General features: G+C 30.3%; 13 protein-coding genes. 4 read left to right on the forward strand and 9 right to left on the reverse strand.

The window, feature by feature from the left end:
• Window positions 1-5: 5 nt before the first annotated feature.
• The gene (gene rlmD / locus OLM55_RS07035) at window positions 6-1,421 is read right to left on the reverse strand and encodes a 23S rRNA (uracil(1939)-C(5))-methyltransferase RlmD (RefSeq protein ID WP_264558206.1); all 1,416 of its coding nucleotides are present in this window, start codon (window positions 1,419-1,421) and stop codon (window positions 6-8) included.
• A gap of 71 nt (window positions 1,422-1,492) precedes the next feature.
• Here rlmD and OLM55_RS07040 point away from each other — a divergent pair, with 71 nt between their 5' ends.
• Window positions 1,493-2,041, forward strand: a complete 549-nt coding sequence (locus OLM55_RS07040) for a DUF1697 domain-containing protein (protein WP_264560608.1) — start codon at window positions 1,493-1,495, stop codon at window positions 2,039-2,041.
• Between the two features lie 35 nt (window positions 2,042-2,076).
• Here the strand turns inward: OLM55_RS07040 and OLM55_RS07045 are convergent, their stop codons facing one another.
• Entirely contained in the window at window positions 2,077-6,471 is a 4,395-nt protein-coding gene (locus OLM55_RS07045) for a CUB domain-containing protein (protein WP_264558207.1), read from the reverse strand.
• Window positions 6,472-6,676: 205 nt separating this feature from the next.
• Here OLM55_RS07045 and rocD point away from each other — a divergent pair, with 205 nt between their 5' ends.
• Window positions 6,677-7,921, forward strand: a complete 1,245-nt coding sequence (gene rocD / locus OLM55_RS07050) for an ornithine--oxo-acid transaminase (RefSeq protein WP_264558208.1) — start codon at window positions 6,677-6,679, stop codon at window positions 7,919-7,921.
• A 56-nt stretch (window positions 7,922-7,977) separates the two neighbouring features.
• Here the strand turns inward: rocD and OLM55_RS07055 are convergent, their stop codons facing one another.
• The 7 genes from OLM55_RS07055 to rsfS form a co-directional block, all read right to left on the reverse strand.
• On the reverse strand, window positions 7,978-8,739 hold the full coding sequence (locus tag OLM55_RS07055; protein ID WP_264558209.1) for a superoxide dismutase: 762 nt from the start codon (window positions 8,737-8,739) through the stop codon (window positions 7,978-7,980).
• Window positions 8,736-9,017 carry an acyl-CoA-binding protein gene (locus tag OLM55_RS07060; protein WP_264558210.1) on the reverse strand — a complete coding sequence of 94 codons (282 nt, stop codon included), beginning with the start codon at window positions 9,015-9,017 and terminating at the stop codon, window positions 8,736-8,738. The genes OLM55_RS07055 and OLM55_RS07060 overlap by 4 nt, the downstream gene beginning before the upstream one ends.
• Entirely contained in the window at window positions 9,017-9,670 is a 654-nt protein-coding gene (locus OLM55_RS07065; protein ID WP_264558211.1) for a phosphatidylserine decarboxylase family protein, read from the reverse strand. Before OLM55_RS07065 ends, OLM55_RS07060 begins: the two co-directional genes overlap by 1 nt.
• Complete coding sequence (locus tag OLM55_RS07070; RefSeq protein WP_264558212.1) at window positions 9,660-10,466, reverse strand: phosphatidate cytidylyltransferase; 807 nt, start codon at window positions 10,464-10,466, stop codon at window positions 9,660-9,662. The genes OLM55_RS07065 and OLM55_RS07070 overlap by 11 nt, the downstream gene beginning before the upstream one ends.
• Before the next feature lie 3 nt (window positions 10,467-10,469).
• Window positions 10,470-11,078 carry a lactate utilization protein gene (locus OLM55_RS07075; RefSeq protein ID WP_264558213.1) on the reverse strand — a complete coding sequence of 203 codons (609 nt, stop codon included), beginning with the start codon at window positions 11,076-11,078 and terminating at the stop codon, window positions 10,470-10,472.
• A gap of 108 nt (window positions 11,079-11,186) precedes the next feature.
• Entirely contained in the window at window positions 11,187-13,109 is a 1,923-nt protein-coding gene (gene ftsH, locus OLM55_RS07080) for an ATP-dependent zinc metalloprotease FtsH (protein WP_264558214.1), read from the reverse strand.
• A gap of 5 nt (window positions 13,110-13,114) precedes the next feature.
• Window positions 13,115-13,486 (reverse strand): ribosome silencing factor, encoded by a 372-nt coding sequence (gene rsfS, locus OLM55_RS07085; protein ID WP_264558215.1) that lies wholly within the window; start codon window positions 13,484-13,486, stop codon window positions 13,115-13,117.
• A gap of 94 nt (window positions 13,487-13,580) precedes the next feature.
• Here rsfS and OLM55_RS07090 point away from each other — a divergent pair, with 94 nt between their 5' ends.
• Window positions 13,581-14,312 carry a biotin--[acetyl-CoA-carboxylase] ligase gene (locus tag OLM55_RS07090; protein WP_264558216.1) on the forward strand — a complete coding sequence of 244 codons (732 nt, stop codon included), beginning with the start codon at window positions 13,581-13,583 and terminating at the stop codon, window positions 14,310-14,312.
• Window positions 14,313-14,410: 98 nt separating this feature from the next.
• A complete protein-coding gene (gene ccsA, locus OLM55_RS07095) occupies window positions 14,411-17,545 on the forward strand; it encodes a cytochrome c biogenesis protein CcsA (RefSeq protein WP_264558217.1) in 3,135 nt (1,044 codons plus the stop codon).
• The last annotated feature ends 4 nt before the right edge of the window (window positions 17,546-17,549 follow it).

The raw sequence follows: 17,549 nt of genomic DNA on the forward strand, positions 1-17,549 counted from the left end.
CCAATTTATTTTCTTTTTTCCAAAAGTACAACATTTTCAACATGGTGCGTTTGCGGAAACATATCTACAGGGCGCACACGAGTTACTTTGTATCTTTCGTCCATTAAAGCCAAATCACGCGCTTGTGTAGCACTGTTACAACTTACATAAACTACTTTTTCGGGAGCTATTTTTAAAATTTGGGCAACAACATCTTTATGCATTCCATCTCTTGGAGGATCGGTAATAATAATATCTGGTTGTCCGTGTTGTGCTATAAATTCGTCATTAAATACATTTTTCATATCACCAACAAAGAACTCACAATTGGTAATATTATTGCGAACTGCATTTGCTTTTGCATCTTTAATAGCGTCAGGAACTGCTTCAACTCCAATTACTTTTTTAGCTTGTTTAGAAACGAACTGAGCAATTGTTCCAGTTCCAGTATATAAATCATAAACCAGTTCATTTCCAGTTAATCCAGCAAATTCTCTAGTTATTTTGTATAATTCATATGCTTGGTCAGAATTGGTTTGGTAAAAAGATTTAGCATTTACACTAAAATGTAAACCTTCCATTTCTTCTAAAATGTATTCGCGACCTTTAAATAAAACTACTTCTTGGTCGTAAATGGTATCATTAGGTTTGCTATTTACCACATATAATAATGAAGTTATAGCAGGGAATTTTTCACCTAAATGATTTAAGATTAATTCAATATTTTTCTTATCGTTTTCAAAAAACTGAATTAACACCATGATTTCTCCAGTTGAAGCTGTACGAATCATCAATGTTCGCAATAAACCGCTGTGTTCTCTTGGATTAAAAAATGTTAAATTATGTTCATTAGCAAAAGAACGAACTTCATTTCTAATGGCATTTGAAGGATCTTGTTGTAAGTGACATTTTTCAATATCTAAAATTTTATCCCACATTCTTGGAATATGAAAACCAAGCGCATTTTTATTATCAAATTCTTTTCCCGATTGAATTTCTTCATCAGTCATCCAACGTGCGTTAGAAAAACCGAATTCCATTTTATTTCTGTAGAAAAATTGTTCTTTCGAACCTAAAATTTCTTCAAATTCAGGCAATTCAATTTTACCAATTCGTTTCAAATTATTTTGAACTTCCTGATTTTTATAAAATAATTGTTGGTTGTAATTCATGTTTTGCCATTTACAACCCCCACAAACACCAAAATGCTCACATACAGGTTCAATTCTATGTTTAGATTTTGAGTGAATTTTTATTGCTTTGCCTTCGTAATAGGCTTTGCGTTTCTTTAAAGTTTGTATATCAACTACATCACCAGGTACCACATTTGGTAAAAATATTACCTTTCCGTCAGGTGCTTTTGCCACCGATACGCCTTTCGCTCCTGCGTCTAGGACTTCTACGTTTTCAAAAACGATTTTTTCTGTTCTTCTCTTTCCCATGACGCAAAAATAAGGATTGTTAGTTGTTTTTAATAAATTATTTTACTTTTATGGCAAATTTACACAAACACATGTTTACACACTTGGTTTTACTTCGCGGAATAAATGTTTCTGGACACAATATGATGAAAATGGATGTGCTTAAGAAAGCCCTAGAAAATATCGGATTTTTAAACGTGCAAACATATATTCAATCGGGAAATGTATTTGTTGATACAGATGAAGAAAACGCACCAAGTGTTGGTTTTAAAATTAAACAAGAAATTTTTAAAACTTTTGGTCATGAAGTTCCAACGGTTGTAATAGGAAAAGCAGATTTAGAAGCTTGTTTTAAAAACAATCAATTTTTAAAGGAACCTGAAGCAGATACGAAGAAATTATATGTGGCTTTTATTTCAAAAGAATTGGCAGATGGTTCTATAAATGATTTAAAAATGAGCATGGTTAAACCTGATGCAGCACAAATAGACGGACCAAGAATTTTTATAAAATATGCCATAGGAGCAGGGAAGACTAAGTTTGATCAAAAATATATAGAAAAGAAACTAAGCGTTACGGCAACCATTCGAAATTGGAACACAGTTACGAAGTTATTGGAAATGTACAACGAAAGAGTATAAAAAAATCCGGAAGTAATTGCTTCCGGATTTTTGTTTTAGTGCATAATTTTTACCGTTTTTTCTTTATTGGAACTGCTTGTTACTTTTACTAAAAGAGTTTGGTTTTGAGTTGTTAGATTTCGAATTTCAAATGTATTTGAATCAACATTCTTTTTATGAAATAACACTCTACCAATAATATCAAATACAATTATTTCTTTAATTGTTTCGTTTTTTGAATGAACTGAAATAATTTCATTTGCAGAATAAACTTGAAGTTGATTCAATTCAAAATCTTCATTTCCTAAAACTACATTTTTATAAACTATTTCAAAGCGATTTGTTGTATTGCCTGAAACAGAATAAAAAGAATACGTATTTTCTTTAATATTGTGAATTGTATTTGTTTGATTGTCTTTTAAATATATTTCTTGATTAGAAAATAAACCATCTGCATTTTCAAAAGCAATTGAATAGTTTCCAGAAGATTTGATTTCAATTCCTAAAGGAACAATATCTTCATCTGAAAAAGGCAAACCTCTACCTTGAATTACATATTCATCATCATTAATTATATTAAACAAATACGACTGACTTTTATCTAATACTTCACCATCAATTTGTGCATCAATACCATGACTAGCATTTTCGGTATAACCAATAAGAATTTGATTGTAATTGGTTGTGTCATCATTTAAATTTAACCAAAAACGATGTGTTTCAGGCTCTTCAATAGTTCTAAAAAATTGCGAACTTGTTGCAGCATTCACTCTTTGGTTATTTTTAAACAAAGCATTTCCAGCAGTTGATTTATTTATGTAAAAACCTTGCCCTGTATTAATTGTTCCATTAGGAATTAAACCTCCAGCTGCGGCTGCTGTTCCGCCTAAAGTGGTATAAGAAGCAAAGTTGTTTGCAGGATAAGTTCCGCCAGAAGCAGCCACTGTATGTGTCCAAAAGTACAATGCGTTTATTGAAGGGTTTTGCCCTAAAAACGAGTTTCCACTTATTGGTGAAGCATATGGATTACCTAATAAATTATAGCCTATTCCAACAGGAATATTCATAGTTCCGTTTGCAGGAACACCATTAAATTGTCCGTTATAAGTTGTTGGAGTAGATGTTGACCAATTATTAGCGACTCTAATTAAATATCCTTTTCCTGATTCAAAATTATTAGAAGAATTAACTGTTTGATAAGCGGTTGCAGTTGTTGTTCCGGTGTACAAATATTCGTAAAATCTATTCGATAACGTATTAGGTGAAAAAGCTTGTAATTCTTGATTTAAAACAGGAGATGACCAAGCGGTATAATCCAAACGAACCATTGGAGTTGAATTTCTTTTTACTATTGTATTTCCAGAATTGGCTACATCGTTTACTTGACGCAAGGCTCCGTTATTTTCAATTGTTAATAATGAACCTGAATTAACTGTAATAGCATCATTCAAAATCAAAGTATGATTGGTGTTAATTGTAACTTGAGCATTAGATGTTAATGTTGCAGAACAACCTAATATACTTCCAGTTGAAGAATAATTTCCACTAAAAATAATTGCTTTTGTAAGTGCAGGATTTCCGTTATTCCAACTAGAACCGTTCCAAGTGGTTGTAATATCGCCACAATTTAGATTGGCTAAAACAGTAAAACTATATGCGCTTTCATCACAATCATTATTATTAACAGTAATAATTGCTGTTCTAGAACCAATGTCTGTTGGAGTAAATGTAACTGTAAATGTGGTTGAGTTTCCAACTGCGATTATTTTTGGCAAAGTGATGTTTCCAACTGTGAAATTACTAGCATTTGTCCCAGAAACTACAATTGAACTAATATTTAAGTCAGCATAACCATTTATATTATCAATAGTATATGTTTTGGTGATTGTTGTACTGTTGATTAGGCCAAAATCAGTATCATCAATTAATGCAGGTGTTGAGTCTCCACTTAGAATTGAAGTTCCGTTTCCAGAAATATTAATTTCCGGAGCGGTTGTTACATTAAGTGTAATTGAAGCGCAACTTCCTCCTGAAACACAACCGCCATTTCCTCGAACATAATAGGTAGTCGTACTTGTTGGGTTAATACTAAAAGTAGAACTAGCCGTTGAACCGACTAAAGTTCCTCCACATGAACCAGAATAAACATTCCATTGCGTAGCATCATTTAAATTTCCTGTAATTGTAAGTGTACTCGATTCTCCTGAACAAATTGTTGTTGGACTTAAAGATAATGTTGGAGTACTTGGTAAACTGCAAGACGAAGCACATGTCCAATTAGCTACCCAACCCGATTTTGTTGTAGCATTATCAGAAGTAAATTTAATTGTTAAACTTCCTCCAGAAGAAGTGATATTTGGAGGTGTGTTTGTATTGGTGTATGTTCCAAGTAGAGTAGAAGCTGTTGTTGGACCATCATATATGCGAATGAAGTCGTAATTGTTTTCAATATTAAAAGCACTAAACGATAATGTAACTGATGAAGCACCAGTTGGTGAAATAGTATAAGTATAGTTTTCGTTATTCGTATAACCTCCTAAAATTCCTCCAGTATCGGTAAAAGTTCCAGAGCAATTTGTGTCAACAATATTGGTTATAGTGCTAGAATTTGTAAACTCATTTGAATTAGCTATTGATTTGACACCAGCACCACAAACAGATTTTACAGTCCAAATGTATTGTCCACCAGCAGCTAAACCAGAAATAACTTTACTATTAGTAGTTGAAGTATAAATAGTAGGAGTAGACTCTAAAGTTTGTTTAAATGATATTTCATAACTCAATGCGCCTGTAACAGTATTCCAATTTAATTGTACACTATTATGATTCATGTTGCTTTCGTTCAATCCTGTTGGCATTTCGCAAGCTACTGTATTAGAGTTACATGAATAATTAGCAACCCATCCAGATGCTACTGTCGCACAATCTGTTCTAAACTCAAGTAGCATTTTTCCACTATTAGCTGTAATACTTGGAGGTAGTGTTGTACCGTTTAATACAGTTAGTAATGGATCATTGTGAGAATCTCCATCGTAGATGTATAAATAATCATAATTTGTTTCTAAATTTAAGGAAGTGAAATTTAAGGTTACACTTGTTGCACCTGTTGGTTGAATTTTATAAAAAATACGTTCGTCATTTCCATAATTTCCAGTTGAACCTCCAGAATCATAAATAGTTCCGCTACAAGCTGTGTAAGTTATCGAAGTTGCACTTACAGCATCATTAATTAAATCGTAATACCTGTTCCAATCCCAATAAGGTCCTGGATCAACGTGTGTTTGTGATGGGAAATGCTGATGTCCTTTTATTTTAAAACAGCCATCACTTATCGAATTTACACCAATATCACCATTTTTATCATATGTTCTAATAATTGGAATTCCATTTCTAGCTGCAATATCTTTGGTCAAAACTGCCGATTTTTGATACATTACATTTGTATACCAAGTTGGATCGTCAATGTATCCTTCATGTTCAATTCCAACTGCGTATGGGTTTGAATTACTAACATGCCAAGCTTTATCAATTTCACAAACTGATTGAGTAATTTGTCCATCTGAAGCTCTCATATTATAATGAGCAGAAACATTTGCTGAAGGATTTTGAAACCAAGAAATAGCACCAGCATAGGAACCTTGCATCGTATGAATTGTAACGTGAGTAATTGCGGTTCCACTTCTTGAGCTATAATTAGAAGGATCTGCAGCAGCTGACAAAACCGTATAGGGAAAACTTCCAGAGACATCATTACACGGCGGAGCTAATCGACTATAATTAGAATTATATCGTTGTCCGTTTATTATTTCATTATTAATTAAAACGTTCGTTGAGTTTAATATTTTAAAATTTTCAGCACCAAAAACTTCTTCAAGACTGAATTCATATTTTGGCAAATTATAAGCTTCTTGAAATTTCGGATCTAATAAATTTTTTAATATAGAATAGACTTGTGTGTCAAAAGCAAAATTATTAGCTGTATTTTGGTTATTTGGAATTTCAGATAATTCATCAATAACCTTTAGTTGTTTTTGAATAGGTTCGTTTTTCAGATTATTAATTTCTAACAATTCATTATATGCTTTCGCGAAAGCAAGAATGTTAATTCTAGGATCGTTTTTTATGTCTTTTGCACTATATTTTGAAATTGATGCTACCTTTTCAAGCGAATTTCTAAAATAATTTTTTCCATTTTCAACTAAACCCATAACTCCAAAATGATAAGGCAATCCGGTACAACTTGGAATTCCATATTCTGGTTCAATATGTTGAATGTGTGTTTTGGTGTAAGCTATAGATTCAAGGATTCCTCTTGGAATAGACGGATAGGTAGTATAAGCTTCTTGAAAAAAAGAGTCAAATTGATTGTTTGGAGTAATTTCCCAAGTTTGAGCATAACATGTAAGAGTACTGAAACAATAAAAAAGTATTAATAGTATTTTTTTTATCATAGTTGGTTCATAATCATTTGAATTTCAAATATAAAAGATTATTTTGATAATTTAATAGTAATATTTAAACAATGATTTACAAATTAAAAATTAATACTTTCTTTTCTTTATAAAAATGCTTTCATTTTGTATTTTTGTGAAAACAAGGATGATTTCTCTCCAAAAGAAGGAATTGAGATTACAAAATCAATAAAAATAAAAAAGTATGTCAGTTTTAGAAAAAATGAGTTCAGCTGAAGCAATTAAATTAGAAGACAAGTACGGAGCACACAATTATCACCCACTCCCTGTTGTTTTAAGTAAAGGTGAAGGTGTTTATGTTTGGGATGTAGAAGGTAAGAAATATTACGATTTTTTATCGGCTTATTCAGCAGTAAATCAGGGACATTGTCATCCAAAAATTGTAAATGCAATGATGGAGCAAGCAAAAACATTGACTTTAACTTCAAGAGCATTTTATAACAATAAATTAGGTGTTTACGAAGAATATATAACAAAATATTTTGGCTTTGATAAGGTTTTACCTATGAATACAGGTGCCGAAGCGGTTGAAACAGCGTTAAAGATTTGTAGAAAATGGGCTTATGAAAAGAAAGGAATTAATGAAAATGAAGCACAAATAATTGTTTGCGAAAATAATTTCCACGGAAGAACAACAACCATTATTTCGTTTTCAAATGATGAAAATGCACGTAAAAATTTTGGTCCTTATACAGCTGGATTTATTAAAATTGCTTATGATGATTTAGATGCTTTAGAGAAAGCAATTACATCTTCAAAAAATATCGCAGGATTCTTAGTTGAGCCTATTCAAGGTGAAGCAGGAGTTTATGTGCCAAGTGAAGGTTATTTAGCTAAAGCTAAAGCGTTATGTGAAGCTAATAATGTATTGTTTATTGCAGATGAAGTGCAAACTGGAGTTGCTAGAACAGGTCAATTATTAGCTGTAGATCATGAAAACGTGCATCCTGATATTTTAATATTAGGAAAAGCGCTTTCTGGTGGAGCTTACCCAGTTTCTGCAGTTTTAGCTAATGATGAAGTTATGAATGTTATAAAACCGGGTCAACACGGTTCAACATTTGGTGGTAACCCAATTGCTGCTGCTGTTGCAATGGCTGCTTTAGATGTGGTTAAGGATGAAAAATTAGCAGAAAATGCTGAGAAACTAGGGAAATTATTCCGTTCAGAATTAGCTAAATTTATTGAAACAAGTTCTGTTGCTACATTAGTAAGAGGTAAAGGTCTTTTAAATGCGGTTGTAATTAATGATACTGAAGATAGTGAAACTGCTTGGAATATTTGTATGGCTTTACGAGATAATGGTTTATTAGCGAAACCAACACATGGTAATATTATTCGTTTTGCTCCACCATTGGTTATGAATGAAGAGCAATTATTAGATTGTGTTTCTATAATTGTTAATACTTTAAAACAATTTGAGAAATAAAATTGCATCAACAAATTTATAATAAAAAAGCTCTGAAATTTCAGAGCTTTTTTTATTTATAATGATTCGTATTTTTTACTGATTAAGTCCCAGTTTAACAATTCAAAAACTTTCTTTAGATATTCTAGTTTTCTGTTTTGATATTGTAAATAATAGGCATGTTCCCATGTATCGATATTAAATAGAGGAGTTCCTTTTATTAAAGCATCTTTCATTAAAGGGTTGTCATTATTTATAGTTGTAACGATTTCTAAATCACCTTTTTTATTAAGAATTAGCCATGTCCATCCAGAACCATTAAGGTTTGATGCTGTTGCAATAAATTTTTGTTTAAAGTCATCAAACGAACCAAAATGTTTGTCAATAGCCATTGTTAAAGTGTCACTTGGTTTTAGGTCAGATTTGGGTGCTAAGTTTTCAAAGAATAAATTATGATTATAGTAACCACCTGCACTTTTTCTTAATTCAGCATTATTTATATCTAAATTAAGTAAAATGTCTTCAATTTTTGTTTTTTTCGACCATTTGTTTTCGGCTACAATTTTGTTTAATTTGTTTGCATGACTTAATAGATGTTTAGAATAATGAGTTTCCATTGTTCTTCCATCTAAGTTTGGCGAAAAATCTTCAAATTTGTATTTTAGTTGAACTAACTCAAAAGGTCCGGTTTCAGTTTTTATGTCATTTGGGTTTCCAAAATTTGAAGTTTTTTCATCGATAATTTCTGGTTCAGGAATTTGTACTTCAACTAGGTTGTTATCATTTTTACAAGAAATAAAAAGTATTGAAAATACAATAACTAAGACATGATTTTTCATATATTTCTTTCTTTCATTAAATTATTAATGATTTCAATATACTGTTCCATTGCTTGTTCAATACTAAGATGTTTTACTTGCATCCACGCATTAAGTTTAAATGCATTTCTTATGTCTTGAGTGTTTTGAAAATGCATACTTTTAGTATTTCCACTAGTTGCTTGTTTATATAAGCCATACAAAACCAACTGTAAATCTTGTGGTACAGAATCTTGTGGTATTAATTGAGCATTACTAAATGCTTCATCAAATAATATTTCTAACTCTTCTCTTGTCATTAATTTTTCTTTGAGATTACAGTTTTTCCTCCTACAGCAACATCATTTAACTTTACATTAATTTCTGTTCCAATAGGGAAATATAAGTCAACTCTTGATCCAAATTTAATAAAACCAGCATCTTTACCTTGTATCGCTCTCATTCCTACTTCGGCATAATTTACAATTCTTCTTGCTAAAGCTCCTGCAATTTGACGATACATTACTTCCCCGTAGACCCTGTTATTTATAACAACAGTAGTTCTTTCGTTTTCTTCACTAGCTTTTGGGTGCCATGCTACTAAATATTTTCCAGGGTGGTATTTGCTATATTTTACAACTCCATTTAAAGCATAACGGGTAACATGTACGTTTATTGGAGACATAAATATAGAAACCATTAATCTTTTATCCTTAAAGTATTCTGGTTCAAAAACTTCTTCAATTACTACAACCTTTCCGTCTACAGGGGCAAGTATGTGGTTATCACTATTGTCAATTTCTCTTTTTGGATTTCTGAAAAATTGTAAAACCATTACTAAAAAGAATATAGCTAAAAGTAAGATTAGACTTTTTAACCATATAATAGTTATAAAAGCATCACTTAAAAAAATTACACCAACAACTAAAAGTAATGTAATGAAAATTATTTTTGAACCTTCTTTATGAAACATAACGTAAAATTAAATAAAACAAATTAATAAATGGAATTACAAATATAATACTATCTAATCGATCTAGTATTCCGCCATGGCCGGGCATGATAGTGCCACTATCTTTAACTCCAGCAACTCTTTTTAGTTTAGACTCAATTAAGTCTCCTAAAGTACTAAATATACTTACTATTATAGCAATTATAATCCAAAAATAAACATACTTAGCTTCTATGAAGTATTTGGCCAATAATATTCCGCCAATTACAGAAAATAGTAGTCCTCCAATAAAACCTTCAATAGTTTTTTTGGGAGAAACAGAAGGGAATAGTTTGTTTTTTCCAAAATTCTTTCCAACTAAATAAGCGAAAGTATCATTTGTCCAAATTAATATAAATATACTAATAAGAATATCTGAATTATAGCCTTTTTGGCCTATTGGAACATAATTCGTTAAGATAAAAGGGAAAATTATATAACCAATTAAAATTAAGTATTGAGTAACAATGTCAAACTCTTTGTCTTTTTTTTGAAATAAAAAATATAAAAGTCTGGCTGAAATTAATACAGTAAAAATAGTGATACAATTGTTAATTAAAACATTGTAAGATTCATTATAAAGTAAATAATATGAAAAACCTGCAATTACTATTCCTGCATAAAAATTTACAGAAGTCATCTTTGCAAATTCATAAACGCCAAAAACTAATAAAATAGAAAAAAGTATAGCTAAACTTTCTTTAGAATATAAAATACAGCTTAATAATAGAATTATATAAACTGCTCCGGAAAGAGCTCTTTTTAATGTTTCATTCATACTCTATAAATCTTCTAACAGAAGTAAGTAAAGGTTTTTATGGCAACTTCCATAATGTAAAAAATCTTCCTCTTTTGCTTCTTCAAAGAATTTTATGGTAGTAATATTAGTAGGGTACTCTCTGTTATATTTTTTGTTCATATGCCTCATTCCATCACCTTTATTAGGAACAAGTTGGCTAGTGGTTGCGAAAACTACCATATTAATAGGAAGTTCATTGGGCTTATTATGCTTTAGTTGATTTGAAGAAAATAATATTGAACCATCATCAGCAATTAAACTTTCACAAGTTGAAAAGAAAAAATTGGCTTCATCAGTGTTTTTAACAATGCCTAGTTTGTTCTCTTCAATCAAATGGTTTAACGCAGGTTCATAACATAAAACATTACATTCAAACCAGTCATTTTCTTCTAAAATATTTAAAAAATTTTCAGAAACTTCTTCTAGGTTTTCGCAATATATAAATTTGCCACCATTTTTTTGAAAATGGTGAGTAAACATTTCGTCCACAGGTAAATTAACCTCAGGAGTGTAAGGACTTTTTTGTTCTTTGTCCTTTTCACTATTTGAAGTTTCACTTGAGCTTCCAAAAATTTTTCTAAAAAGACTCATTTATCTTTAGTAGGTAAATTATAGTAAGCATCAAAGATAAAAAAAATCTTAGTTCTTTTTATTAGAAGACTAAGATTTTTTAAATAATGTTAAATAAACTGAATTTAGTTATTCTTCAGTATTAGTTTCAATGTCTTTATTGAAAGTTCTTTCTCCAAATATTGCTTCTAAATCATCTTTAAATATTACCTCTTTTTCAATTAAAATATCAGCTAATTGATTTAGTTTATCTTTATTTTCTTCCAAAAGTTGAATTGCTCTGTCATATTGACCTTCAATTAATTCAGAGATTTCTTTATCTATAATTCGAGCTGTTTCTTCAGAATAAGGTTTTGAAAAATTATATTCACTTTGACCTGAAGAGTCGTAATAAGTAACGTTTCCTAATTTATCATTTAATCCATAAATAGTTACCATTGCGCGAGCTTGCTTTGTAACTTTTTCTAAATCACTTAAAGCTCCGGTTGAAATTTTATTGAAAATAACTTTTTCAGCTGCTCTTCCTCCCATAGTAGCACACATTTCATCTAACATTTGCTCTGGATGAACAATTAAACGTTCTTCTGGTAAATACCATGCTGCTCCAAGACTTTGCCCTCTAGGAACAATAGTCACTTTTACAAGTGGTGCTGCATGTTCAAGCATCCAACTTACAGTTGCATGACCTGCTTCGTGTATAGCAATCGCTCTTTTTTCTGCAGGAGTAACAATTTTATTTTTCTTTTCTAATCCACCTACAATTCTATCAACAGCATCTAAGAAATCTTGTTTGTTTACTGCTTTTTTATTTTTACGAGCAGCAATTAGAGCTGCTTCGTTACAAACATTAGCAATATCTGCTCCCGAAAAACCAGGTGTTTGTTTTGCCAAAAATTCGGTATCTAATTCCTCTTCTTTTTTTATAGGTTTTAAGTGAACTTCAAAAATTTCTTTACGTTCTCTAACATCCGGTAAATCAACATAAATTTGTCTATCAAAACGTCCTGCACGCATTAATGCTTTGTCTAAAACATCAGCTCTATTTGTTGCTGCTAGTACAATAACATTTGTATTTGTTCCAAAACCATCCATTTCAGTTAATAACTGGTTTAATGTGTTTTCTCTTTCATCGTTTCCGCCTGACATGTTGCTTTTACCACGGGCTCTACCTACTGCATCTATCTCATCAATAAAAATAATTGCAGGAGATTTTTCTTTGGCTTGTTTGAATAAATCTCTTACTCGAGAAGCACCAACACCAACGAACATTTCAACAAAATCTGATCCTGATAAAGAAAAGAAAGGAACTTTTGCTTCGCCAGCAACGGCTTTTGCTAATAATGTTTTACCGGTTCCTGGAGGTCCAACTAGTAATGCTCCTTTTGGTATTTTACCACCAATTGATGTATATTTTTCTGGATTTTTAAGGAATTCAACAATTTCTTCAATCTCTTCTTTTGCACCTTCAAGTCCTGCTACGTTTTCAAACGTAACTTTAACATCATTTTTTTCATCAAATAATTTAGCTTTTGATTTACCAATACTAAATATTTGACCGCCTCCGCCTCCAGAACCACCAGACATTCTTCTCATCATGAATACCCAAAGTCCAACTATAAGTATTATAGGAAGTAACAATGATATTATTTCTCCCCAAGCACTTTCTGGTTCTTTTTCATATTCTGAAATTAATCCTTTTTGTCTAGCTTCTTCTAGTGTTTTTTGAAATAGTTCACTATTTCCAATTTCAATGATATAATGAGGTCCTTTTTCGTTTATTTTTCCAAAAGTACCATCTTTAACTTTAGAATGTGTTTTTGTAGTTAAAGCTTCTTTTTTTAAGATTATTGAGGCTTTAGTATTTGAAAAAACAACTTTTTCAACTTGATTTGAATCTAAATATTGATAAAATTTAGATAATGTTGTTTGTTTAGGACTATTAAAGTCAAAGCCATTCCCGAATATATTGATAAGTAAAAATAAACCTATAATAAGTCCGTAAATAGCCCAAGGACTAAGTTTAAACTTCGAATTTTTTTTATTATCTGACATGTTTTTTAGTATTTACTTTCAATAGAAGTTATTTTTGCATCACCCCAAAGACTTTCAATGTTGTAATACTCACGAATGTGTTTTTGAAAAACGTGTACAACTATATTTACATAGTCCATAAGTACCCATTCACCATTTTCGCTGCCTTCTACATGCCAAGGTTTGTCTTTTAATTCCTTAGAAACTACTTTTTGAATTGAATTTGTAATGGCATTTACTTGTGTGTTTGAATTTCCGTTGCATAAAACAAAGTAGTCACAAACAGTATTGTCAATTCCTCTTAAATCTAAAATATCAATATCAGCTCCTTTTACATCTTCAATTCCTTTTATGATATTTGCTAATAAATCGTCGTTACTTATATTTTTAGTACTCATTTAATTTTTTTATGTTTATGCAAAGTTATCATTTTTTGTCTTTAATTTTGAACCTTAACAAAAGATTAAATTTTTTCTTTGCTATTTTACTTAAATGAATATTATCAAACTCAATGCCATAGAATCTACAAACTCATTTTTAAAGGAGTTGATTATGAATCAATATGTAGAAAATTTTACAATTGTTTGTACAGAGAATCAAACAAAAGGGAAAGGACAAGTTGGTGCTGTTTGGAATTCTGAAACGGGTAAAAACCTAACTTTTAGCATGTTAATAAAAGATGTTGTTGTAGACGCTTCTTCTGTTTTTGTTTTAAATACGTTAGTTTCTATTTCAATTATAAAAACACTTGAAAAATTTAAAATAAATAATTTAGCGATTAAATGGCCGAACGACATTTTGTCAGAGCAAAAAAAAATAGCTGGCATATTAATTGAAAATATTTTTAAAGGCAATAATGAAATTGTTTCAATTGTAGGTATTGGATTAAATATAAATCAATTGCATTTTGAAGATTTACCTCAAGCTTCTTCTTTAGCCATTTTAAATAATAAGGAATTCGATAAAAACTTAATTTTAGAAGAAATTCATTATCAATTAAAAATCCATTGTGCTCAAATTACAAATAATGTTAAAAAAGATTTTTGGGATGAATATCACAATAATTTATTTAAAAAAAATATTCCTTCTGTTTTTTTAGATGTTGATAATCATCAGTTTATGGGGATTATTAAAGGTGTTTCCAAATTTGGAAAACTTCAAATCATGTTAGAAAATGATTCAATTAAGGAATTTGATTTAAAAGAAGTAAAGATGTTATATTAATTTTACAATTCTTAAAATTGCGTAAAGCTTTGTTAAACTTATTTAAAAGTTTTTCTTTTTAAGTACATTTGTAACCGTTTTACTATTACTACAATCAAATGGATAAAAAAATATACGCTTTCTTATTTTCTACACGTTTAATGGCTGTCTTATTTATTGGATTTGCAGTTGCAATGGCTTTTGGTACTTTTATTGAAAGTGAATACAATACTGAAACAGCAAGAATACTTATTTATAATGCATGGTGGTTTGAAACTATTATGGTGTTTTTTGTAATTAATTTTTTTGGAAATATTCAAAGATATCAATTGTATAAAAAAGAAAAATGGTCAACGCTTTTAGTTCATTTATCTTTTATTTTTATTCTAGTAGGTGCATTTGTAACTAGATATATTAGTTATGAAGGATTAATGCCAATTAGAGAAGGGGCAACTGAAAATGTTTTTTATTCGGACAAAACTTTTCTAACCACTTTTGTAGATGGTGAGTACAAAGGCGAAATGAAACGAAAAACATTCGAGCATAATCAATATTTTTCTCAAGCTACTGATAATGACTTTTCAATTAAAAATGAATTTAATGCTATTCCATTTGAAATTGAATATGTCGATTTTATTATGAATGCTAGTGAAACCATTACGCCATCAGAAAACGGAATTCAGTATTTTAAAATGGTCGAATCTGGCGATGGAAATCGTCACGAACATTATTTAAAAGAAGGTGAAGTTCAAAATATTCACAATGTCCTTTTTGCTTTTAATAAATTTACTGAAGGCGCAATAAATATTTCAAATGTTGACGGAGCTTACTTAATTCAAACTCCATTTGAAGGAACTTTTATGCGCATGGCAGATAAAATGCAAGGAAATGTTGTAAAAGATTCTGTTCAGCCCTTAATGTTACGTTCGTTGTATAATATTGGAGGTTCACAGTTTGTTTTTCCAGAACCTGCTGAAAAAGGAACAATAACTTACAAATCAAATAATGATTATAAGGATAAGCAAACGGATGATGCTTTAATTGTAAAAGTCAAAAGTCAAGGTTTAGAAGAAACACTAACTCTTGTTGGTTCAAAAGGGAAACAAGGAACACCACAATCGGTTAAACTTGGTGATTTAGAGTTTTCTTTATTTTTTGGAAGTAAAGTATATACTTTGCCTTTTAGTATAAAAGTTGATGATTTTATTGCCGATAAATATCCTGGTACCGAAAAAAGTTATGCATCATTTAAAAGTAAATTAGAAATTATTGATACCGAAAACAATACAACGTTTAAAGACAGTGTTTTTATGAATAATATTTTAGATTATGGAGGTTTTAGGTTTTTTCAAGCCTCTTTTGATCAAGATGAAAAAGGAACTGTTTTATCTGTAAGTCATGATGCTGTAGGTACATGGATAACTTACATAGGTTATTTTTTACTTTACTTTGCCTTAATGGTTATTTTATTCGATAAAAATACTCGTTTTGGTGATTTAAAAAGAAAATTAGATAAAGTGAAAGCTAAAAAAGAAGCTTTATTAATTTTATTGTTTTTGTTTTCATTTAACGGATTTTCACAAAATCATAGCCATGCAGAAGATGATGCTGCAAAAGCAAAAGAAATAATTGAAAAATATAAAGTTTCAGAAGAACATGCTTCAAAATTTGGATATACTATTATTCAAGATGCGGGCGGAAGAATGAAGCCTATAAATACGTTCTCTTCTGAATTACTTCGTAAAGTTTCAAAGAGCGATACTTTTGAAGGGATGAATGCCGATCAGGTTTTTATTTCTATGACGCAATTTCCAAGATATTGGTATACCATTCCAATTGTTTATTTAAAAAGAGGAAATGATAGTTTAAGAAAAATTGTTGGAGTTGAAAAAGAGGCAAAGTATGCTGCATTAGCTGATTTCTTCGATGAAAAAGGGAACTATAAGTTATCCTCTTATTTAGAAAGAGCATTCAAAGCTATTGTGCCAAGTAATTTTGAAAAAGACTTTATAGATACTGACAAAAAAGTAAATCTTTTATATGATGCATTGAGCGGACAAATTCTTAGAGTTTATCCTGTACCAAATGATAAAACGAATAAATGGGTGTCTTTTTTAGAATTAAACGAACCTACAGGTACAGACTTAGATAATATAAAAAATTTAATTCCTTATTATTTAGATGCTGTTTCAAAAGCGACTGAAACCAAAAACTATAATACACCAGATTCGTTATTAGTAGGTTTAGAACGCTATCAAAAAATGTATGGTGCTAATGTAATGCCTTCGGATAGTAAGGTAAAAGCTGAAATTACTTATAATAAGTACGATATTTTTAAAAGATTGTTTTATTTGTATATGATTGCTGGTGTTTTAATGCTGATTTTTACAATAATTCAGTTGTTTACAAAATCAGTATTTGTTAAAAATACAGTTAAGTTTTTCCATGTTTTAATTGGGTTTTTCTTTATTCTTCATACTTTAGGATTAATTGCACGTTGGTATATCTCAGGTCACGCACCATGGAGTGATGCTTATGAAAGTATGATTTATGTGGGTTGGGCAACCATGTTTTTTGGTTTAGCATTTGGAAGGAAATCACAACTTACAGTTGCTTCAACTGCATTTGTAGCTTCAATGATTTTAATGATTGCTCATTGGAATTGGATGGATCCGGCAATTGCAAACCTAGTTCCTGTACTTAATTCGTATTGGTTAATGATTCACGTAGCAGTTATTGTTGCGAGTTATGGGCCGTTTACTTTAGGAATGATATTAGGTTTAGTTGCTTTATTGTTAATCATTTTTACAAATGAATCAAATAAAGAAAAAATGAAATTAGCTATTGATGAAATTAGCTATATTAATGAAATGGCAATTACTGTTGGTTTAGTAATGCTTACAATTGGGAACTTTTTAGGCGGACAATGGGCTAATGAAAGTTGGGGGCGTTATTGGGGCTGGGATCCAAAAGAAACTTGGGCCTTAATAAGTATTATGGTTTATGCTTTTGTAATTCATGCTCGTTTTGTTCCTGGGCTTAGAAGTAAATGGATTTATAACGTTATGAGTATTTTTGCTTTTTATTCTATTTTGATGACCTATTTCGGAGTAAACTTTTACTTAACAGGGTTACATTCATATGCTAGTGGAGATAAAGTGGTAACACCAAGTTTTATTTATTATTCAGTTGCAACTGTTATTTTACTTAGTGTTATTTCTTATTTTAAATATAAAAAATATTATAATAAATAAAAAA

Origin of the sequence: Flavobacterium sp. N2270, from assembly GCF_025947225.1 — a bacterium.
Classification (GTDB): Bacteria; Bacteroidota; Bacteroidia; order Flavobacteriales; family Flavobacteriaceae; genus Flavobacterium.